The sequence below is a fragment of the Devosia sp. Root635 genome (assembly GCF_001427605.1).
Taxonomy (GTDB): Bacteria; Pseudomonadota; Alphaproteobacteria; order Rhizobiales; family Devosiaceae; genus Devosia.
In genome coordinates, this window is record NZ_LMGZ01000022.1 from 200,757 (window position 1) to 221,024 (window position 20,268).

The window sequence follows — 20,268 nt, forward strand, 5'->3', positions numbered from 1 at the left end:
AGGGGTAGCCACGGGTTCCGCGAGGCGCGACAGCATGGACAAGCAACAGGCCTGGCCGCAGGGCGTCTTTCCGGCGCGGCTGATCGAGACCCTGCACAAGCAGGGCAGCATCATGGCGGCCCGCCCGTTCGATGCCGACCAGGTGCAGCCAGCCAGCCTCGATCTGCGGCTCGGCGACGTGGCCTATCGGGTGCGCTCCAGCTTCCTGCCCGGCCCCAGCCATTCGGTGGCCGAACGTATCGAGGCTCTCAAACTGCATGAGATCGACCTGACGCGCGGCGCCGTGCTGGAACGGGGCTGCGTCTATCTGGTGCCACTGCAGGAAAGCCTCGACCTGCCCGAAACGGTCAGCGCCTCGGCCAATCCCAAAAGTTCCACCGGTCGGCTCGACGTCTTCACCCGCGTCATCGGCGACCGGGCGCGTGGCTTCGACCAGATGCCTGACGGCTACAGGGGCCCGCTCTATCTCGAAGTGAGCCCCCGCACGTTCCCGGTGCTGGTGCGCACCGGCTCACGGCTCAGCCAGATGCGCTTCCGCTCCGGCGACAACCGGCTGACCGTGGCCGAGCATCAGGCATTGCATGCGTCCGATACGCTGGTGTTCAACAATAATGCCCCCGTCGGCGAAGGGGTGGCGCTGTCGATCGACCTTAAGGGCGAGGGGCGCAGCGGGCTGATCGGTTTCCGGTCCAGGCGCCATACGGCGGTGGTCGATGTGGACAAGAAGGCAGCGCTCGACGTACTCGACTTCTGGGATCCGCTGACCAATCGTGGCCGCGAGGAACTGATCCTCGATCCCGACGAATTCTACATCCTGGTCAGCGACGAGGCGGTGCATGTGCCGCCGACCCATGCCGCCGAAATGGTGCCGTTCGATCCGCTGGTGGGTGAATTCCGCGTCCACTATGCCGGCTTTTTCGACCCTGGCTTCGGCCATACGTCGGCGGGCGGCGCCGGGAGCCGTGCCGTGCTGGAAGTGCGCAGCCGCGAAGTGCCGTTCCTGCTCGGGCATGGGCAGACCATCGGCCGGCTGATCTATGAGCGGTTGGCCGAAGCGCCGGACCGGCTCTACGGCTCGGCTTTGGGATCGAACTACCAAGCGCAAACGCTCAAGCTTTCCAAGCACTTCAAGCCGTATTCGGGCTAGAAGAACAGCGCGTCGAGATCGGTCTCTTCCCCATCCTGGCTGGCCGGCTCGGCTTCCACAGCCGGTGCTGCATCAGGGCCAAAGAGCTGTTCGTGAATCCGGCGTTCGGCATCCATCGTGTAGCGGGCGCGGTGGGCCGAAAGCATGGCGGCGATGGCCGGGGTTTGCGCCGCCGCGGTCGCGGGCGGGCATGCCGCCACCAGCCGCATTTCGAGATCGCGCATGGTTTCGGAAATCGCAGCCTGGCTGACAAAGGTTTCGGCCGCATTGCCGAGCAGGGCAATGACATTGGGGCCATCCCGGTTGAGCGTAGCCAGGGCCTCGGCCAGCGTCGCGTCGACCCCCTGCAGCAGCACCAGCGCAGCGGTGGCTTCCTGTTCGAGCTGGCCGACGCGGCCGGCGGCGTCGCCGTTGGCGGCGGCGCCGAACGACTGCGCGAGGCCGGCTGCCTGGTGCAGGCCGGCCATGGAGGCTTCGGCGGCGGTGACGGTTTCGCCGGTCAGTTCGCGCAACTGCCGGGCGATGACGTTGAGGGCGGCGCCGCGGGGGCCGAGCTGCGCGCATTTGACTGCTGCGTTGAGGCTGACGAGGCGCATATTGGCCTCGATTTCCTGCACTGCCTCGACATGGCTGAGCAGAGTGCCGACAGTGCCAAGGACCGCCGTGGCAACGCTTTCCAGCTTTCCCCGCTCGGTTTCGCAATCGCGCAGAACCAGCGCGGCGTGGCGCACGGCCTTGCTCAATGCGGCCAGCGAGGAGGCGCCGGCTTCGTCGCCCTGGCCATAAATGGCGCGGCTTTGATCCATGATGGAGCGGGCGTCGGCGGCCAGATCGCGCAGGGCGTCACCCGCTTCGGCAACGTCGCCCTCGAAGGCATCGGTGGCGCCGGACAGCTGGGCAACCTGCAAGCTACCGAAAAGATTGCGCGCCACTTGCCTGTCGTTTTCCTGCATGCTGCCGCCGTCTAGCATGTCGGCAAGTGCCGCCAAGCCGCTTTCGACATGCTCGATGCGCTGCCGCGTGGCGTCGCCGACCTGGAGGGCCATGACGGCGCTGGCGATGCGGGTGACAATCTGGCGCGAAACGCGGCCGGTCTCGGCGGTGCCATCGACCGATACGGCGCGCTGACGCGCCAGCTCGGCCAGGGCCCGGTCCATGTCGGCGGCGAGTGCGCTCAGCGTATCGGCATGGGCATTCTCGAACTGGCCGCGCTGGCGGGCCGCATGGCCGACTTCATCGGTGAGTTGCCGATAGGCGGCGGTGAAATGCTGGATAGTAGAGGTGGCGCTTTCAGAGAGCTTGGCGATATCGGTGGTGAAGACGTCGAAATCATCGCTGTCGCCGACCACCCCGGCGGCGACGACGCGGGCATTGATGGCGACGATGCCCATCATCTTGACCGTGCGGCGCAGTTCGGAAATGGGGTGTTCGGCGGCGGCCACCACCTCGACCAGGCGCGTCAGGTCCGCCTGTTCGGTGGCAAACAGCGCCGAGATGGTTTCGGCCTGCCGGCCGATATCGGCCAGCCGCGTCGAGGCCTCGGCAAGCTCCGGGCTCTGCAACTGCGCCGGCAGGGCCTCGAACACCTTGGTAATGCGGTTGATCATGGCCGCGCCCTCGGTCAGGCGGGCGCCGACCGCGACGAAGGTGCTTTCGATCTCCTGGCGCGGTGCGGCCAGCGCCTCACCAACGGCGCGGAGCGCCGCGGCATCGGCGGAAGTCGGTGGAAGCTGGTGGGCCAGTGCGGTCATGGTGCTGCCCCCGTGCGCGGCGCCCGACCATAGGTTTCGATTTCGGCAGCGACGCGGTGCAGCGGCACAATCTTGGCGGCAGCGCCGCGCTGGATAGCCTCCTTGGGCATGCCGAAGACCACGCAACTCTCCTCATCCTGGGCAATGGTGTAGCTGCCGGCCTGGCGCATTTCGAGCAGGCCGCGGGCGCCGTCGTCGCCCATGCCGGTGAGGATGACGCCCATGGCGTTGCGGCCGGCAACTTGGGAGGCCGAGCGGAACATCACATCGACCGAGGGGCGGTGGCGCGACACATGCGGACCATCCACGATGTTGACGGTATAGCGGCTGCCGGCGCGATGCAGCACCATGTGCTGGTTGCCGGGCGCGATGAGGGCACGACCTGCCTGCACCACGTCCCCGTCTTCAGCCTCCTTCACCTCGATGGCACAGAGACCGTTGAGGCGGCGAGCAAAGGCGCCGGTGAACTTTTCGGGCATGTGCTGGACGATGATGATGGCGGGGCTGGCGGCGGGCAGTTTTTCGAGCACTTCGCGCAGGGCCTCGGTGCCGCCGGTGGAGGCGCCGATGCAGATGATCGGGTCGGTCTGGGGCTGCTTGGCGCGGACCGAGGCGGCGCGGGCTTCAGAATGGGGCGGGATGATCGCGTCGGCGGTGAGCTTGGCCTCGACCGTGAGCGCGGGGGCCGGCTTGTGGACACCGCGGAGCTTGGCATGGGCGGCCGCCTTGGCGGCATCGCAGATGCGCATGCGCGATTCCTGGAGGAATTGGGTGGTGTCGACGCGCGGCTTGGCCACCACATCGATCGCCCCGGCTTCGAGCGCCTGCATCAGCGTTTCCGAACCCGCCTCGGCCAGGCTCGAACAGATGACCACCGGAATAGGCCGCTGGCTCATGATCTTGCGCAGGAAGGTCAGTCCATCCATGCGCGGCAGCTCGATGTCGAGAAACATGACATCGGGCACTTCCTGGCGGATGCGTTCCACCGCCACATAGGGGTCGGCCGCCGTCGCCATGACTTCGAGGTCGGGATCGCTATCGATGATCTCACTGAGCGTCATGCGCACCGAAGCGCTGTCATCGACGATGAGTACTCGGATCTTCCGGCGGGTCGCAGCCATAGTCGTACCTTCAGGTCTTCTGGAATACCGCGGGTGCGACCTGACGCATGGTCACCGCGGTACCGATCATGGATTCGGAATGACCAAGAATCAGATAACCGCCCGGCCGCAAGTGATCGACCAGGCGCAGGATCACTTTCTCCTGGTCGACCTTGTCGAAATAGATCAGCACATTGCGCAGGAAGATGACGTCGACGTCGCGGTCGAAGGGATAGCTGGTATCCATCAGGTTCAGCCGCGCCAGGCGGACCAAACGCCGGAGTTCGGGCACGATCCGCACTTCGGGGCGCTGGCCGGGCTTGCGCGCGTGCATCAGATAGCGCTGCTGCTTGCCGGGCGGCACCGGCGCGATCAGCTCGGTCGGGTAGACGGCCCGAATGCCCTGCTCGAGCACGGACGTCGAAATATCGGTACCCAGAATGGCGAACTTGAAGTCCTGGCGCTCGGCCGCGAGATCGGCCAGCACCATGGCCAGGGTATAGGCCTCGGCGCCGGTCGAACTGGCGGCGCTCCATATCTTGAGCAATGGCTTGCGCTCGCCGCGGCGCAGCGCCAGCAGATCGGGCACCAGCCTCTCCTCAAGCAGGTCGAAATGCTCCGGCTCGCGAAAGAAGTCGGTCTTGTTGGTGGTGACCGCATTGATCAGGAATGGACGCTCGACGGCAAGACCATCGCGATGGAACAGGTAGTCGCCATAGTCGTCGAGACTATGAAGCCCCAAGGCGCGGACGCGCTTGCGCAGGCGACCCTCCACCATCAGGCGCTTGGTCGGCGGTAGCTTGATGCCGACTTCGGCGCCGATCAGGTCGGAGATGCGCTTGAAATCGCGCAGCGACAGATGGTCGTCGTCGGTGTTTTCCGGCCGCACGGCGGCCTGGTGGGCGGATGGGGGCAAGGGTCAGTCTCCGGGCAACGAGGGTATGCGATCGGCAATGATCGCATGCTGCTTGAGGTCAGGCCGCGCGGGCGGCGTCCGCGAACGATCCGAGCAGGCGTTCGAGATCGAGCACGGTGACAAAATTCCCGTTGCGACGGCCGATGCCGGCGATGCAGTGCCCGGACCAGGAACCGCTGACCGCCGGGGGCGGATCGAGCGCGTCCTCGTCGAGGATGGTCACTTCGAACACCCGGTCGGCCCGCAGGCCGAGCCGCAACTCGCCATCATGGCCGGCAATGGCCAACACGATGATGCGGGTATTCGCATTGTCCGGCGCCGGCGGCAGACCAAGGGTCAGCCGCAGGTCGACCACCGGAATGCCCTGCCCGCGCACATCGATCATGCCGAGCAGGGTTTGCGGTGCCTGGGGCAGCCGGGCGATAGGCCGCATGTCCAGGATTTCCTGCACCTTTTCGACGGGCGCGGCGAAGAGTTCGTCGGCAACGCCAAGGGTAACGTATTGAGCCCGTTCGGCCATTGCTGCCTCCTTATGCCGCGCCACGGCGGGTGAATTCACCGTCGAGCTCGTCGCGGCCATCATCGAGGTCGAGGTCGAAACCGCCACCCTTGCCGCCACGCATCGCCTGCTTGCTCTCACCCATCTGGGGGGCGTGAGCCATGATCGCGTCGCGCAGGCCGGCGCGGGCCGGCTTGGCCTTGGTCGGGGTCGGCGCCTGACCGGCCTGGCTGGCATGGATGCGGAAGTAGCTGATGGCGGTCTGGAGCTGCTCGGCCTGGCTGGCCAGTTCCTCCGATGTCGCCGACATTTCCTCGGCGGCCGAGGTGTTCTGCTGGGTTACCTTGTCGAGCTGCTGGANCTGGAGCTGCTCGGCCTGGCTGGCCAGTTCCTCCGATGTCGCCGACATTTCCTCGGCGGCCGAGGTGTTCTGCTGGGTTACCTTGTCGAGCTGCTGGATGGCGGTGTTGATCTGGGCTGCGCCGGCATTCTGCTCGCGGCTGCCGGCGGAGATTTCTTCCACCAGCTCAGCCGTGCGCTGGATGTCTGGCACCAGCTTGCCAAGCATCTCACCGGCCGACTGGGCCGCCTTGACGGTGGTGCCGGAGAGGGTCGAGATCTCAGCTGCCGCAGCCTGGCTGCGTTCGGCGAGCTTGCGCACTTCGGAGGCCACCACCGCGAAGCCCCGGCCATGCTCACCGGCACGGGCGGCTTCCACCGCCGCGTTGAGGGCCAGCAGGTCGGTCTGGCGGGCAATTTCCTGCACCACCATGATCTTTTCGGCGATGGTCTGCATCGCCGCCACGGCATTGTTCACCGCCTCACCCGAGGCGATGGCGTTCGCTGCCGACTGGCGGGCGATCTTCTCGGTCTGGGTGGCATTGTCGGCCGACTGCTTGATGGTCGAGGCCATTTCTTCCATCGAGGCCGAAGCCTCTTCGGTCGACGAGGCCTGTTCGGTGGCGCCCTGGCTGAGCTGTTCGGCCGTGGCCGACATTTCCTGGCTGCCCGCCGCGACATTGTTGGCCGAGGTGATGGCTTCGGAAATGACGTCGCGCAGCTTGGCGACCATGCGTTCCAGCGCCAGCCCGAGAGCGTCCTTGTCGGACAGCGGCTTGACGTCGGTGGTCAGGTCGCCATCGGCGATCTGGTCGGCGGCGGCGGCCGTGGCGCGCAGGTTGTCGGTCATGGCGTTGACGGTGGTCACGAGATCCTTGATCTCGTCGTTGGACGTCACCTCGACCCGTTGATCGAGATCGCCGATAGCGACGGCGTCGACCACCTGGCGGATGCGATGCAGACCGCGGCTGATACCGAGAACGATCCACACGGCGGCGCCAATCGCCAGCAATGTAGAGCCGATCAGCAGCCCGATCAGCAGGGTGCTGCTCGACGCATAGAGCTGCTCGGCGTCCACGGTGGCTTGCGCCAGTTCTTCATTGTCCAGGGCCGTCAGCTCATCGAGCGCAACGACGGCCTCGCTGCGCGCCTCTGCGGCACGGCCGCCGGCAAGCGCAAAGGCCTCCTCCTCACGATTGGCCTGGGCCAGCCGTCGGATTTCGGCATGCTGGGCAAGATATTCGTCATAGCTGGAGACGAAGCGGTCGATCAGCGCCTTGCCGGCCTCGTCGGAAACATCGCGGAGCGCCGAGGCGTCGGCATGGACCAGGGCGATCTCTTCGTCGAGGCTATCGACCAAGGTGGACCGCCCGGCGGGATCGTGCGTCAGAATGAGATTTTTCTCGTCGCGCGCGACTTCCAGGGTCGCGACTTCAAGGTCGGCGGCCAGCTGGATGCGCTTGACGTTTTCGTTCATGGCGATGCCGAACGAATTGTTGAGCGAACCGAGATTCTGCAGGGCGACAACCATGCTGATCGCCGACAGAATGATGACGACCGCGAATGTGGCAGCGAGTTTTACTTTAATGGTCAAACGCATAGGACGTGCCCTTCTTGGCTGGAGGGCACGCTTCTGCGGTCCTCTATCGATGTACCGACGCATATAGTCTGGCTTAGTCGCATCGGGGCCGGAACCAATCCGGTCCCGATGCAATGATGACGACTGGATCAGGCGCTGCGACGGGTGAAGTCGGCGTCAAGATCGTCGTGACCGTCATCCAGGTCGAGGTCGAAGCCACCCGAATTGGCGGGCTTGGCCTTGGCCTTGCCGCCCGGCTTGCGCGGCGCCATATGCGGCGCCTTGGCCAGGATGGCCTGCTTAAGGTCCGGCTTGGACTCGCTCCGGTTGGCGGCCATCGGCACCGAGCTGGCGTCGATGCGGAAGTAGCTGATGGCGGCCTGGAGCTGCTCGGCCTGGCTGGCCAGTTCCTCCGATGTCGCCGACATTTCCTCGGCGGCCGAGGTGTTCTGCTGGGTTACCTTGTCGAGCTGCTGGANCTGGAGCTGCTCGGCCTGGCTGGCCAGTTCCTCCGATGTCGCCGACATTTCCTCGGCGGCCGAGGTGTTCTGCTGGGTTACCTTGTCGAGCTGCTGGATGGCGGTGTTGATTTGCGCCGCGCCGGCATTCTGCTCGCGGCTGCCGGCGGAGATTTCTTCCACCAGTTCGGCCGTGCGCTGGATGTCCGGCACCAGCTTGCCAAGCATTTCGCCGGCCGACTGGGCCGCCTTGACCGTGGTGCCGGAGAGGGTCGAGATCTCCGCTGCCGCGGCCTGGCTGCGTTCGGCCAGCTTGCGCACTTCGGAGGCCACCACCGCGAAGCCCCGGCCATGCTCGCCGGCACGGGCGGCTTCCACCGCCGCGTTGAGGGCCAGCAGGTCGGTCTGGCGGGCGATTTCCTGCACCACCATGATCTTTTCGGCGATGGTCTGCATCGCGGTCACCGCGTTGTTCACCGCCTCACCCGAGGCGATCGCATCGGCAGCGGACTGGCGGGCGATCTTCTCGGTCTGGCTGGCATTGTCGGCAGACTGCTTGATCGTGGAAGCCATTTCTTCCATCGAGGCCGAAGCCTCTTCGGTCGACGATGCCTGTTCGGTGGCGCCCTGGCTGAGCTGTTCGGCCGTGGCCGACATTTCCTGGCTACCCGCCGCGACATTGCGGGTGGCGGCCGTCACTTCGCTCACCACTTCGCGCAGCTTCTGCGTCATGGCATTGAGTGCCTTGATCAGGTCACCCACTTCATCGTCGGCCTTGACCGCGGCCGTGGCGCTCAGATCGCCCTCGGCAACGTCGTTGGCGAGCCGGACGGCACTGGACAGTGCCCGGGAGATCGAGATGACGATCCAGAGCGCAGCGACGAGCGCGATCAGCGCCGAACCAACCAGGATGCCGATCAGCAGCATGCGGCTGGACTGGTAGAGCGCCTCGGCGTCAATGGTGGACTGGTCCAGCAGGGCGTCGTTGCGCTCGACGATGGTTTCCAGCAGGTCCGAGGCGGCCGTGCGCAGCGTAGCGCCCTCGCCATCGGCCAGTTCCGCCGCATGATACTGCGAGCGCTGGATCGAGACATCGACGGCCTTGTTCATGGCGACGATCATGGCCTGATAGTCGGCCTCGGCCTGGGTGGCGAGACCGGATTCGGCAGGGCCGACGACGCGGACCAGGTGGGCGAAGCCGTCTTCCAGATCGGTGATGGCCGTGTGGTAGTCGTTGAGCCATTCGTCCTGCTTGGCGGGGTGCTGGTCGGCCAGCAGGATATTGCGCTGCTGCCGGAACGCGTCGCTTGCCTTGAGGAACATGGCGTTGGCGGTATCGTAGGCCGGCACTGCGGACAGATCACCCGCAGCCAGCCTGCGACCGAGAGCCTGGATCAGGCTGCCCATGGTCTGCTCCAGGGCGGTGATGGAGGCGCTGCCGTCGCTGGTCGTGATGTTGAAGGCCACGGTATCGCTGTTCTGCAGTGCGTATTGCTGTACCTGCAGGGAGACCGCCCAATAGGCGTCAAGGGCTTCGATGAAGCTCTGGATGTCGCGGTTGGATTCTTCGGCCGTGAACGAGCCCGCCATGCCCGTAGCGTCGGAGCGCAGCTCTTCGTAGAGGGCGCCCAGCATCTGCTCGTCGGCGACCAGCTCTTCGGAGTTGGAGGTCAACATCATGGCGCGCAGGTCGTTGCTCAGCCCCGTGAGGTCGTCCTGCATTTCCTTGAGCGCAATCGAGCGGGCCGCCGGCCCGGTCACGATATGCTCGAGGTTGTCATTGAGCGAACCGAGGTTCTGCAGGGCGATGAACATGCTGGCGCCGGAGAGGGCGACGACCACGGTGAAGACCGCAGCCAGCTTGGTTTTGATTGTCAGTCTCACGATGCAGACCTTTCTTCTGATGCTGCGGGGGACGCCGTTCTGGCGCCCTGTGTTTCGAAAATACGCCCCAGATCGGGGATGATGATGAAGCCACCATTGCGCTTGCCGATGCCGCGGATGAATTCGGGGCGCCAGCGCATGCCGACCCTGGGAGCTTCCTCGATGGAGGCTGCCTCGATGTCGGTGACGTCGTGGACCTTGTCGGCGAGAATGCCGGCGACCGTCGGCTCGCCGTCGATATCAACCTCCATCACCACGATGCGGGTGTCCTCGTCGGGCTCGGGGCGGTCCATGCCGAACATCACGCGCAGATCGGCGAGCGGCACGACGCGGCCGCGCACGTTGATCAGCCCGCTGACGAAGGGGGAGGCATTGGGAACCTCGGTGATCGGCACGAGATCGAGTATTTCGCGCACGCTGCCCGCCTCGACGGCGAAGAGTTCGTCCTGCAGGCGCAGGGTCAGCGCCTTCATGGAACTGGTTTCGGTGGCGGTCATGCTGCCCTCCCCTGGTCGACATAGCCCTGGCCGAACTGGACCAGGTGGGCGGTATCGAGGATGAGCGCCACGGTGCCGTCACCCAATATGGTCGCGCCGGAGAACGACTTGATGGACGAATGCAGTTTGCTCAGTTGCTTGATGACCGTCTGGTTGTTGCCGATGATCTGATCGACCACGAGGCCGACGCGACCCTCGCCGGAAGAGACGATCACCACTTTCTGGTGCGGATCGGCCGGCGCCCTGGTGCCGAACACTTCGCGCAGGCGCAGGAAGGGCACGAGGCTGCCGCGGATATCGAGGAAGTTGCGGCCGCGGGCATTGGCTTCGATGCCCTCGGGTAGTTCGACGCATTCTTCCACGGCCGCCAGCGGGATGGTGTAGCGGCCATTGCCGACCCGCACGAGCATGCCATCGATGATGGCCAGCGTCAGTGGCAGGCGCAAAGTCATGGTCGAGCCGCTGCCCGGCGTGGTGGCGACATCGATGCTGCCGCGCAACCCGTCGATGGTGCGCTTGACTACGTCCATGCCGACGCCGCGGCCCGACAGCGACGTGACTTCCTTGGCGGTGGAGAAGCCGGGCGCGAAGATCATCTGCCAGAGGTCCTGGTCGGCGATCTTGGCGTCGGGGGCGAGCAGGCCCGCCTCCTCGGCCTTGGCGCGGATGCGCTCGGCGTTGAGCCCGGCGCCGTCATCGGTCACCGAAATGGCGACTTCGGCTCCGGCATAGACCGCAGAGAGCCGAACCGTGCCCTTGGCCGACTTGCCGGCGGCGAGGCGCTTTTCGGCGGGTTCGAGGCCGTGATCGACCGAATTGCGGATCAGGTGGACCAGTGGATCGGCCAGGCGCTCGATCATGGTCTTGTCGAGCTCGGTATCCTCGCCTGAGGTGATGAAATCGATATCCTTGTCCAGGTCGCGGCTGAGGTCGTGGACCAGCCGGCGGAAGCGGCTGAACAGGGTGCCGATCGGCACCATGCGGATGCCCATGGTGGTGTCGCGCAGGCCCGAGCTCAGCCGCTCAAGTTCCTCGGCAATGGTCTTGAGATTGCCGTCGCTGCTCATGGCGGCGATCTGGGTCAGGCGAGCCTGAGCGATGACCAGTTCGCCGACCCGATCCATCAGCTCGTCGAGCCGTTCGGCGTCGACGCGCATGGAGGACGAGGCGGCCGCACTGGCCGGCGGTTCCTTTTCGACAACGGGCTTGGGGGCCTTGGGGGCCTTGGTCGCCTTGGCGGGAGCTGCCACGGGCTTGGGCTCGGGCGCGGCTACGGGTTCAGGCTGAGCCTCGGCCGGGGCCGGCGCCGCGATTTCGACCTCGCTCAGCGGCTCTACCGACAGTTCCATGCCATCCTTGAGGAACAGGAAGACATCGTCGATGGCGGCGCGCGGGTCGTCGGCGGTGAGATCGACCTGCCAGCCCATATAAGGCACTTCGGGATCGATGGTGTCGAGCGGCGGAATAGTATCGGTCAGCGCCAGGATGGTACAGGGACCGATGGCCTTGATCTCGTCGAGCAATAGCAGCGGATTGGTGCCATAGACCAAAGCGTCGGGCGGCAGGCGGAAGCGGATGCGCCAGCGATTGCCCTTGGCCGGCGCGGCGACCGGCTCCGGCGTTTCAACCTCGGTCGGCGCATCGACGACGTCGGTGCCCGCGATAGCAATACGCAGCGCATCGAGAATGGCTTCGCCGCCGGCCTGGGGCGCGTCGGGCTGTTCGATCAGCTTGTGGATATGGTCCTTGGCGTCGAGCGCCACCGCGATCAGCTCCGATGTCGCCGGGCTGTTGCCCTTGCGCACCTGGTCGAAGGCGGTCTCGAATTCATGCACGAAGGCGGCGACAGCCGTGAAGCCGAACATGGCGCCCGAACCCTTGATAGTGTGCAGGGCCCGGAAAGTGGAGTTGATCAGGTCGTCATTGGCCGGGTTCTGCTCGAGATCGAGCAGGCCCAATTCGAGCTGTTCGAGCAGCTCGCGGGCTTCCTGGCGAAATGTCTCGGTGGGGTCGGGGAAGCTCATGCGCCGGTGACCTTCTTGATGACCGCGAGCAACTGGTCCTGCTTGAACGGCTTGACGATCCAGCCGGTGGCGCCGGCTTCCTTGGCCTGGCGCTTGAGTTCCTCATCGGACTCGGTGGTCAGCAGGATGATCGGCACGCCCTTGCTGGAAGGATGCTGGCGATATTTGCGAATGAATTCGATGCCGTTCATGACCGGCATGTTGAGGTCGGTAATGACGGCATGGACGGTCTGACCGGTGGCCTTGGTGTAGCCATCGGCGCCGTTGATGGCCTCGATGACATCGAGGCCTGCGGCGGACAGCGTCATCACGACCATCTGTCGGATGGATGCTGAATCGTCGATGGTCAGGATCGTCTTGCTCATGCTGTCTTGCCCTCGCCTTGTCGAATTGGTGGTGTCCAGAAATCACCATCCGGAAGCAAAGGCTGGCCTTCGGCATCGAGGCATCCGACCTGAACCAGCAGATCACGCAGCACGCCGCTGGGCGGGGCAGCGAGTGTCAGCGATTTTCCGGAGGCCTGGGCCTGCTTGCGGGCGGCCAGCAACAACTGGATGGTGGTAATGTCGGCGCCCGATATCGCCTCGGTGGCGACGGCGACCTGGTCATGGCCGGTCAGCGCCTTGCGCAGCGATCCGGCAATATCCTGCGCGGCGCGCAGGCCGGCATCGCCGGAAATTTTGACGACGTGAACGCTATCTCTGGTCATGGCAATGACCGAGCCGTGAAGCACAAGACGTAAAACATAGCTTTGACTACCGTAGGATGGGCACAGTCTTTGTCGTCAGAACCAGCTTTTATTAGCGGTTTCTTAAGACGCGACCTGGCGCTTCGTTAACTTCGACTACGCGCATCGTATTCCCATCCGATGCATTACAGAGGATGAACGAAGTTGATTAAGGCAGTCTTACTAGAATTTACTTTCATCGATCAATTCTTTCCTTGATGATGTCAGTAACTATTACGAGTCACAACCAGAGTCATTACAGCCGATGCAAGGGCTGTTGTGAATCTTGACTCTGCCCCAGCGAATCTTCGATTCACCGCAGCGAGTCAGGCACGAGTCACGGGGCAAGTATTACTTCCAGTATCGCGGCGCATTGTTCTGCCAATTGCCCAGGAGGGCGGCGCGCTGTTCTTGTATGGGAGGTCCGCGACGCCCGAAAAATTTGGAGCTGGCAGTTGGTCAGAATCCTCGCCAGGGCGGCGCCCCGGCATCATCGCTCGGCCCGCGCAAACCCAGAGTGCCCGAAGCCCGACAACGATGCCGGAGCGTTGGATGGAATGAGGCGGCCGAGGCCGGCCATGCTGCTCGGAGCGGGGCAGAGCTGCCTGCACCGACATAGGAGAGAAGCCGGCTAGAAGCCGATGGCCTCGGCCTGGGCGCCGCCCATGACGGCCTCGATCTCGCCCCACCTGGCGCAGAAGGCAGCGACGCAGGCCGGATCGAAATGGGTGCCGCTGCAGGCCACGATCTCGGCATAGGCCTTGTCGATGGGCCAGGCGGCTTTATAGGGACGCTCCGAGCACAGGGCATCGAACACGTCGGCAAGGGCGACGACACGCGCTTCGATCGGAATATCGGTGCCCGACAGCTTGTCGGGATAGCCAGCGCCATCCCAGCGCTCGTGATGGCTCTGGGCGATCAGTTCGGCGGTGCGGATCAGTTCGGAGGAACCGTTTTCGAGGATGCGGGCGCCGATGGTCACATGCTCGCGCATGATCTTGAACTCATCCGGCGTCAGCTTGCCCGGCTTGCCGAGGATCGCGTCGGCAATGCCGATCTTGCCGATGTCGTGCAGTGGCGCCGCCAGGTAGATCATGCGGCAGCGCTGGGCGCTGAGGCCGATGCCGCCGGCAATGAGTTGGCTGATGCGGGCGACGCGCGACACATGTTCCCCGGTATCGCCGTCGCGATACTCGATGGCGCGGGCCAGCCGCCAGATGATTTCTTCCTCGCGCGCCAACAGGTGCGCCGTGGCCAGTTCCACCTCGCGCGACAGCCAATTGGCGCGGTCGGCCAGTTCGACCTGGGCCGCGCGCAAGGTCAGCAGATTGGCGACGCGCGCCTGCAATTCGGTAGGGTCGAACGGCTTGTTGACGAAGTCGGTGGCGCCGGCGCGGATAGCCTCGATGCGGGTGTTCCTATCCATGTCGGAGGTGACCATGATGATGGGCACCAGGCGATAGGCATCGCGCGCGCGCAAAGCGCTGGTAAACTGCACACCATCCATTTCGGGCATGATGTGATCGACGAGCACGAGATCGTATTGCGTGGCCTCGGTCCGCTCCAACGCCTCGAAGGGGTGGAGGCACGCGTCAATGTCGGCATTGGTCGCCGCCTTGACGATCGTAGCGATCATCGCAAGGCTCGACCGGCTGTCGTCAACAATCAATACGCGCATATCCGCCCCCGGATTTGGCGCAAGCATAGGGCAACAGCCGTTATGCGACTGTTAATCGCCATCCCTTGACGCGAGACGCCAATTCCCGCATCTATCGGCGCGCCGCGGGTGTAGCTCAATGGTAGAGCAGAAGCTTCCCAAGCTTACGACGAGGGTTCGATTCCCTTCACCCGCTCCAGCAATTCCGGGGGCAGGAACCCTCGAGTCCCTGTGGTCGAAACCGGCAAGCGGTTCCTCCAGGGTTCGATTCCCTTCACCCGCTCCAGATTCTCCTTACAGCAATGCCATGACCCGTGCCTCGTCGAGGTCGATGACGGCTGCCACGGCGGCGGTGGCTTCGGCCACGTCCGCATTGCCAATGGCGGTGACCAGCCGGGTCAGCGCCTCGTGTGTCGCCGCAAGGTAGTCCTCGGCGCCGCCCTGCTGGCATTGCCTGAGCGCCAGCGCCAGGGTCAGCTCAACGATGCCTGTCACCGAACGCAACAGGGCGTTACCGGACGTTTCAGCCACCGTGCGATGGATTTCAAGGGCCGCAATGCCGTGGTTTTCCAGATCATTCCCCGCCGATTCCATCTGGTGCAGCCAGTATTTCATGACGCGGATATTTTCCGCGGTGCGCCGCTCGGCGGCAAGCGCTGCGGCGCGGCTTTCGAGCGCGCGGCGCACATCGAACAGGCTCTGGTAAAACTGCCGATCGGGCTTGGCATAGAAGTGCCAGGACAGCACCTGCGGATCGAAGAAGCTCCAGCGGCTGGTTGGCGAGACACGCGTGCCAACCTTGGGGCGCGCTTCGACCAGCCCCTTGGCTTCGAGGGTCTTGAGCGCTTCGCGCAGCACGGTGCGCGACACGCCATAGGTCTCCATCATCACCGCGTCGCTGGCGAGGATGGAACCGACCGGAAACTTGCCCGTGACGATACCGTGGCCGATTTCGTTGATGACGAAGGTATGGAAATTTCGTGCAGCGGGTCGCCCGGACAGCGAGCGAATAAGGCTGCCTGCTTCGATCATGCTACACTTTCTCGGGCGACTCTTCTCCGGGAGCGGAGGCCGCAAATATGATGCGCTGCAGCACAATGAACAAGAACAGCAGCACGCCGATCACGATCTTGGTCCACCAGCTCGACAGCGTTCCGTCGAAGATGATGTAGGTCTGGACCAGACCCAGCAGCATGACGCCGACGAAGGTGCCCAGCACGAAGCCATAGCCGCCGGTCAGCAGGGTGCCGCCGATGACCACCGCGCTGATGGCGTCGAGTTCGACGCCCACTGCCGCCAGCGGATAGCCGGCCGAGGTGTAGAGCGAAAAGACGATTCCCGCCAAGGCCGCCAGGACGCTGGACAGCATGTAGATCTGGATGGTGGTGCGGGCGACCGGCACGCCCATCAGCGAGGCCGAGACCGGGTTGCCGCCCAGGGCATAGACATAGGAGCCGAACCGCGTGCGGTGGGCCAGCAGCGCGCCGAGCAGGAACACCGCAACCATCAGCAGGCCGATAAAGCTCAGGCGGCCACCGCCCGGCAGGCGGATGATGAGGTCGGAAATGGCGCTGTAGAAGTCGTGGTTAACCGGCACCGAATCCTGGGTGATGACCGAGGCGCCGCCGCGCGCCAGGAACATGCCGGCCAGGGTGACGATGAAGCTGGGCACCTGCAGATAGTGGATGGTGACGCCCATGGCGGCGCCGAACAGGGCCGCGACCCCCAGCGCGATGGCGAAGGCCACGAGGGGATGGAAGCCCAGCCAGGAGATCAGCACGGCGATGAGGACGCCGGTGAAGCCGATGACGGCGCCCACCGACAGGTCGATGCCGCCGGAGATGATGACGAAGGTCATCCCCACCGCTGTAATGCCCAGAAAGGCATTGTCGGTGAGGAAATTGCCCAGCACTCGTGTCGAAAGCATGCCGGGAAACTGCAATACACTCACGGCATAGGCGATGAGGAAGATGGCGGCGGTGGCGGCGAGCGGGCGGAGACTGCGTTTCATTTCGGTGTCGCCTGCCTGCTGTCGCGTTTGAAAAAGCCCAGCGCCGTGCCGACCAGCGGCGATTGCAGCATCAGGATGAGGATGATCATCCCGGCCTTGACGATGAGGTTGAATTCCGGCCGGAAGCCGGAGACCAGGATGCCGGTATTCATGGCCTGGATGATAAGCGCGCCGACCACCGCCAGCGGGATGGAGAACTTGCCGCCCAGCAGAGAGGTGCCGCCGATGACCACGGCGAGGATGGCGTCAAGTTCGAGCCAGAGGCCGGAATTGTTGGCATCGGCGCCACGGATATCGGCGGCGACGATGACGCCGGCAATGGCGGCGCAGAAGCCGCTGAGGGCATAGACCAGCACCAGCAGCATGCGGCTGTGGATGCCGGCCAGCGAGGCTGCCGCCCGGTTGACGCCGATGGCCTGGATGAAGAGTCCGATTGCCGTGCGCCGCACCAAAAGGGTCACCAGGATCATCAGTACCACGGCGATCACGGCGGCCATCGGGAAGCCCAGGAAGGAGCCGGTGCCGATGAAGATCAGGCTGGGTTCGTTGAAGGTGACGATGGAGCCTTCGGTGATGAGCTGGGCGATGCCGCGGCCGGCCACCATGAGGACCAGCGTGGCCACGATGGGCTGGATATCCAGCACCGCCACGAGGAACCCGTTCCACAGGCCGCAGACAAGGCCGACGCAGAGTGCGGCAAGCACGGCGACCGGCGTGGGGTAGCCCGCCACCACCATGGTCGCCGCAACGGCGCCGCAAACCGCCATGATGGCGCCGACCGACAGGTCGACGCCCTTGGTGGCGATCACCGCCGTCATGCCGACGGCCAGGATCGCCACCGGCGCGCCGCGATTGAGCACGTCGATGACGCTGCCGAACAGCCGCCCGTCCTGCCAGGTGATGCGGAAGAAATTGGGAAACAGCAGCCAGTTGATCAGCAGCACCGCCACAAGCGCGAGCAATTGCGGATTGGCGAGGCGTTCGAGCTGAAGGCGCTTCATGCGACGGCCTCGTCGGTATGGTTGGCGATGGCCTGCACGATGACTCCGGGATTGATGTTCTTGCCGCGCAGTTCGGCGACCATTTCGCGGTCGCGCATCACCACGATGCGGGAGCTGTAGGCCACGACCTCGTCGAGTTCGGAGGAGATGACCAGCATGGCCATGCCGTCCTCGCGCAGGCGGTTGATGGTGCGGACGATTTCGGCATGGGCGCCCACGTCGATACCGCGGGTCGGTTCGTCGAGAATGAGGAAGGCTGGATCGGTGGCCAGCCAGCGCGACAGGATCACCTTCTGCTGGTTGCCGCCCGACAGGAGCTTGACCGGCATGTCGAGCGAGGCGGCACGGATATCCATGGCCTCGCCGAAGCGGCCGGCGATTTCGAGCTGCTCGTCGCGATTGAGCGCCTTGAACCAGCCGAGCTTGCCCTGCAAGGCGATGACGATATTTTCGCGTACGCTGAGATCGCCGAGAATGCCTTCGGCCTTGCGATCCTCGGGGCAGAAGCCGAAGCCATGCCTGATCGCGTCGGTGGTACGGCGCAGGCTGGTCGGTTTGCCATTGACCATGGCCTCGCCCTGGTCGGCGGGATCGGCGCCGAACATGATGCGCGCGACTTCCGTGCGGCCCGAGCCGAGCAGGCCGGCGACACCGATCACCTCGCCCTTGTGGATGGTGAGATCGAAAGGCAGCACGCTACGCCTGCGGCCATAGGCCTTGAATTCGAGCAGCACCTCGTCGGGCGTCTCGCTGGGCTCGACGTCGGTAGCGCCGGAAAAGGCGATATCCTTGCCCAGCATGAGGCGGACAACGTCGGTGCGGCTGAGAGCATCAAGCTGCCGCGTGTCGATCAGCGTGCCGTTGCGCAGCACGGTAACCCGGTCGGCGATGGCAAAGACCTGATCGAGGAAATGGGTGATGAAAATGATGGCCAGGCCCCTGGCCTTGAGCCCCCGCACCACTTCGAACAGGCGTTCCACCTCGTTGCGATCGAGGCTGGCCGTGGGTTCATCGAGGATCAGCACCTTGCCGGATAGTTGTACGGCGCGGGCGATGGCCACGATCTGCTGCACCGCGACCGAGTGCGTGCCCAACTCGCTCGACGGATCGATATGCAGGTCATAATTGGCCAGGAGCGCGCGGGCGTCGGCTTCCATCCTGCGGAAATCGACGAAGCCGAAGCGGCGCGGCTGGTGCCCCAGGAACAGGTTTTCGGCGACGGAACGGTTGGGCAGGAGATTGACCTCCTGGTAGACCGTGCCGATGCCGAAGGTCTGGGCGTGGAGCGGATTGTCGAGCGACACCTCGGCACCATCGACATAGATGCCGCCGCCATCGGGCTGATAGGCGCCGGTCAATATCTTGATGAGGGTGGACTTGCCGGCGCCGTTTTCCCCCAGCAGGGCATGGACCTCGCCGGACCGCAGTCCGAAATCGACATTGTCGAGGGCAACATGGTTGCCGAAAATCTTGAGGACGCCGCGCGCTTCGAGCACGTATTCGCCGTCTGCCATGTGCCGTTCCCCCATGTTCACCGTTCCAGCCACACGCACGGTGTCATCCCGGGCTCGACCCGGGATCCATCTTGATAATCTCAGGATGGATCCCGGCTTTCGCCGGGATGACACCGTGGTTTGAACAAGCGGTTTGGGCAAGCCCGATTAGTAACCCAGGCTCTTGCGCGTGTCATACTCGCCCTGCGGATCATCCGCCGGGGTGTAGAGCTTGGATTCCGTGATGATGGTCTTCGGGGGCACGGTGCCGTCCTTGAGATAGGCGGCCAGGGCTTCGAAGGCCGGGCCGGCCATGTTCGGGGTCAGTTCCACGGTGGCATTGGCTTCGCCGGCAACCATGGCCGAGAAGATGTCCGGCACGCCATCGATCGAAACCACCTTGATGTCGGTGCCGGGCTTGAGGCCGGCATCCTTGATGGCCTGGATGGCGCCCACGGCCATGTCGTCATTGTGGGCATAGACCGCACAGATATCGGCGCCGCCATTTTCGGCCTTGATGAAGCCTTCCATCACTTCCTTGCCCTTGGCGCGGGTGAAATCGCCCGTCTGGCTGCGAATGATGCTGATGTTGTCATGGCCGGCAATGGCCTCTTCAAAGCCCTGCTTGCGGTTGATGGCCGGAGTGGAGCCGACGGTGCCCTGGAGTTCGACCACCTTGCAGTCGGCATCGCCGACATCGGCCACCAGCCAGTCGCCGGCAACGCGGCCCTCCAGAACCTGGTCCGAGGCTACCATGGTCAGGTAGAGATCTTCGGGCGCATCGACGCCGCGGTCGAGCAGGAGCACGGGGATTTCGGCTTCCTTGGCTTCGGCCAGCACGTCGTCCCAGCCGGTGGCGACGACGGGCGCGACCAGAATGGCATCGACGCCCTGGGCGATGAAGCCGCGGATCGCCTTGATCTGATTTTCCTGCTTCTGCTGCGCATCGGCAAATTTGAGATCGACGCCGAGGGCTTCGGCCTGCTGCTTGGTCACCGAGGTCTCGGCGGCGCGCCAGCCGGATTCCGAGCCGATCTGGCTGAAGCCGACGACCAGACCCTGCAGGTTGTCCTGGGCAATGGTGACAGACGTCAAAGCGGTAGCGAGGCTCGCCGCGATGGCGAGCTTGGAAATGATGTTCACGATGTCCTCCCAATGTGGCCGTCGCGGCGTGTTCACCTGCGA

15 protein-coding genes, 1 tRNA gene and 3 pseudogenes are annotated in these 20,268 nt (G+C 64.6%); 2 read left to right on the forward strand and 17 right to left on the reverse strand.

The genetic code is table 11. From position 1 onward, the window contains the following. Positions 1–34 precede the first annotated feature (34 nt). On the forward strand, positions 35–1,147 hold the full coding sequence (locus ASD80_RS16110; protein ID WP_056235018.1) for a 2'-deoxycytidine 5'-triphosphate deaminase: 1,113 nt from the start codon (positions 35–37) through the stop codon (positions 1,145–1,147). Here the strand turns inward: ASD80_RS16110 and ASD80_RS16115 are convergent. From ASD80_RS16115 to ASD80_RS16165, 12 genes and pseudogenes are all read right to left on the reverse strand, one after another. Further along, the gene (locus ASD80_RS16115; RefSeq protein ID WP_056235021.1) at positions 1,144–2,898 is read right to left on the reverse strand and encodes a hypothetical protein; all 1,755 of its coding nucleotides are present in this window, start codon (positions 2,896–2,898) and stop codon (positions 1,144–1,146) included. The genes ASD80_RS16110 and ASD80_RS16115 overlap by 4 nt on opposite strands. After that, on the reverse strand, positions 2,895–4,019 hold the full coding sequence (locus tag ASD80_RS16120) for a protein-glutamate methylesterase/protein-glutamine glutaminase (protein WP_056235024.1): 1,125 nt from the start codon (positions 4,017–4,019) through the stop codon (positions 2,895–2,897). Before ASD80_RS16120 ends, ASD80_RS16115 begins: the two co-directional genes overlap by 4 nt. Before the next feature lie 10 nt (positions 4,020–4,029). Beyond that, entirely contained in the window at positions 4,030–4,914 is an 885-nt protein-coding gene (locus ASD80_RS16125; RefSeq protein WP_244489027.1) for a CheR family methyltransferase, read from the reverse strand. Between the two features lie 58 nt (positions 4,915–4,972). Beyond that, a complete protein-coding gene (locus ASD80_RS16130) occupies positions 4,973–5,434 on the reverse strand; it encodes a chemotaxis protein CheW (RefSeq protein ID WP_056235030.1) in 462 nt (153 codons plus the stop codon). A gap of 340 nt (positions 5,435–5,774) precedes the next feature. Continuing rightward, positions 5,775–7,352 (reverse strand): annotated as a pseudogene (locus tag ASD80_RS16135) (methyl-accepting chemotaxis protein); the annotation flags it as partial. Between the two features lie 458 nt (positions 7,353–7,810). Next, positions 7,811–8,722, reverse strand: a pseudogene (locus ASD80_RS19305) (methyl-accepting chemotaxis protein); the annotation flags it as partial. A gap of 468 nt (positions 8,723–9,190) precedes the next feature. Continuing rightward, positions 9,191–9,673, reverse strand: a pseudogene (locus ASD80_RS19310) (MCP four helix bundle domain-containing protein); the annotation flags it as partial. Next, on the reverse strand, positions 9,670–10,170 hold the full coding sequence (locus ASD80_RS16145) for a chemotaxis protein CheW (RefSeq protein WP_056235039.1): 501 nt from the start codon (positions 10,168–10,170) through the stop codon (positions 9,670–9,672). The gene ASD80_RS16145 and the pseudogene ASD80_RS19310, both read right to left, overlap by 4 nt. Beyond that, entirely contained in the window at positions 10,167–12,194 is a 2,028-nt protein-coding gene (locus ASD80_RS16150) for a chemotaxis protein CheA (protein WP_056235042.1), read from the reverse strand. The genes ASD80_RS16145 and ASD80_RS16150 overlap by 4 nt, the downstream gene beginning before the upstream one ends. Continuing rightward, entirely contained in the window at positions 12,191–12,559 is a 369-nt protein-coding gene (locus ASD80_RS16155; protein ID WP_056235049.1) for a response regulator, read from the reverse strand. The genes ASD80_RS16150 and ASD80_RS16155 overlap by 4 nt, the downstream gene beginning before the upstream one ends. Then, the gene (locus ASD80_RS16160; RefSeq protein ID WP_156460506.1) at positions 12,556–12,903 is read right to left on the reverse strand and encodes a lipid asymmetry maintenance protein MlaB; all 348 of its coding nucleotides are present in this window, start codon (positions 12,901–12,903) and stop codon (positions 12,556–12,558) included. Before ASD80_RS16160 ends, ASD80_RS16155 begins: the two co-directional genes overlap by 4 nt. Positions 12,904–13,552: 649 nt before the next feature. Next, complete coding sequence (locus ASD80_RS16165; protein WP_056235059.1) at positions 13,553–14,599, reverse strand: HD domain-containing phosphohydrolase; 1,047 nt, start codon at positions 14,597–14,599, stop codon at positions 13,553–13,555. 104 nt (positions 14,600–14,703) lie between these two features. On the opposite strand from ASD80_RS16165, the gene ASD80_RS16170 reads away from it, so the two are divergent. Further along, positions 14,704–14,777: transfer RNA gene (locus ASD80_RS16170), tRNA-Gly, on the forward strand. 95 nt (positions 14,778–14,872) lie between these two features. Here ASD80_RS16170 and ASD80_RS16175 read toward each other — a convergent pair. From ASD80_RS16175 to ytfQ, 5 genes are all read right to left on the reverse strand, one after another. Next, positions 14,873–15,610 (reverse strand): FadR/GntR family transcriptional regulator, encoded by a 738-nt coding sequence (locus ASD80_RS16175; protein WP_056235063.1) that lies wholly within the window; start codon positions 15,608–15,610, stop codon positions 14,873–14,875. A gap of 1 nt (position 15,611) precedes the next feature. Further along, positions 15,612–16,589 (reverse strand): galactofuranose ABC transporter, permease protein YjfF, encoded by a 978-nt coding sequence (gene yjfF, locus ASD80_RS16180; protein WP_056235066.1) that lies wholly within the window; start codon positions 16,587–16,589, stop codon positions 15,612–15,614. After that, positions 16,586–17,590: an ABC transporter permease gene (locus tag ASD80_RS16185; RefSeq protein ID WP_056235069.1), complete on the reverse strand. Its 1,005-nt coding sequence runs from the start codon at positions 17,588–17,590 to the stop codon at positions 16,586–16,588. Before ASD80_RS16185 ends, yjfF begins: the two co-directional genes overlap by 4 nt. Further along, positions 17,587–19,104: a sugar ABC transporter ATP-binding protein gene (locus ASD80_RS16190; protein ID WP_056235072.1), complete on the reverse strand. Its 1,518-nt coding sequence runs from the start codon at positions 19,102–19,104 to the stop codon at positions 17,587–17,589. Before ASD80_RS16190 ends, ASD80_RS16185 begins: the two co-directional genes overlap by 4 nt. A gap of 147 nt (positions 19,105–19,251) precedes the next feature. Then, positions 19,252–20,226, reverse strand: coding sequence for a galactofuranose ABC transporter, galactofuranose-binding protein YtfQ (gene ytfQ / locus ASD80_RS16195; protein ID WP_082555364.1), 975 nt, complete (start codon positions 20,224–20,226; stop codon positions 19,252–19,254). Between the last annotated feature and the right edge of the window lie 42 nt (positions 20,227–20,268).

What these genes read in the sequence shown, in the direction of transcription:
- ASD80_RS16175 (WP_056235063.1), bottom strand. Translation starts at nt 15,610, where the DNA reads ATGATCGAAGCAGGCAGCCTTATTCGCTCGCTGTCCGGGCGACCCGCT.
- ASD80_RS16155 (WP_056235049.1), bottom strand. Translation starts at nt 12,559, where the DNA reads ATGAGCAAGACGATCCTGACCATCGACGATTCAGCATCCATCCGACAG.
- ASD80_RS16115 (WP_056235021.1), bottom strand. Translation starts at nt 2,898, where the DNA reads ATGACCGCACTGGCCCACCAGCTTCCACCGACTTCCGCCGATGCCGCG.
- ASD80_RS16130 (WP_056235030.1), bottom strand. Translation starts at nt 5,434, where the DNA reads ATGGCCGAACGGGCTCAATACGTTACCCTTGGCGTTGCCGACGAACTC.
- ASD80_RS16150 (WP_056235042.1), bottom strand. Translation starts at nt 12,194, where the DNA reads ATGAGCTTCCCCGACCCCACCGAGACATTTCGCCAGGAAGCCCGCGAG.
- ASD80_RS16185 (WP_056235069.1), bottom strand. Translation starts at nt 17,590, where the DNA reads ATGAAGCGCCTTCAGCTCGAACGCCTCGCCAATCCGCAATTGCTCGCG.
- ASD80_RS16190 (WP_056235072.1), bottom strand. Translation starts at nt 19,104, where the DNA reads ATGGCAGACGGCGAATACGTGCTCGAAGCGCGCGGCGTCCTCAAGATT.
- yjfF (WP_056235066.1), bottom strand. Translation starts at nt 16,589, where the DNA reads ATGAAACGCAGTCTCCGCCCGCTCGCCGCCACCGCCGCCATCTTCCTC.
- ASD80_RS16165 (WP_056235059.1), bottom strand. Translation starts at nt 14,599, where the DNA reads ATGCGCGTATTGATTGTTGACGACAGCCGGTCGAGCCTTGCGATGATC.
- ASD80_RS16160 (WP_156460506.1), bottom strand. Translation starts at nt 12,903, where the DNA reads ATGACCAGAGATAGCGTTCACGTCGTCAAAATTTCCGGCGATGCCGGC.
- ASD80_RS16145 (WP_056235039.1), bottom strand. Translation starts at nt 10,170, where the DNA reads ATGACCGCCACCGAAACCAGTTCCATGAAGGCGCTGACCCTGCGCCTG.
- ASD80_RS16110 (WP_056235018.1), top strand. Translation starts at nt 35, where the DNA reads ATGGACAAGCAACAGGCCTGGCCGCAGGGCGTCTTTCCGGCGCGGCTG.
- ASD80_RS16120 (WP_056235024.1), bottom strand. Translation starts at nt 4,019, where the DNA reads ATGGCTGCGACCCGCCGGAAGATCCGAGTACTCATCGTCGATGACAGC.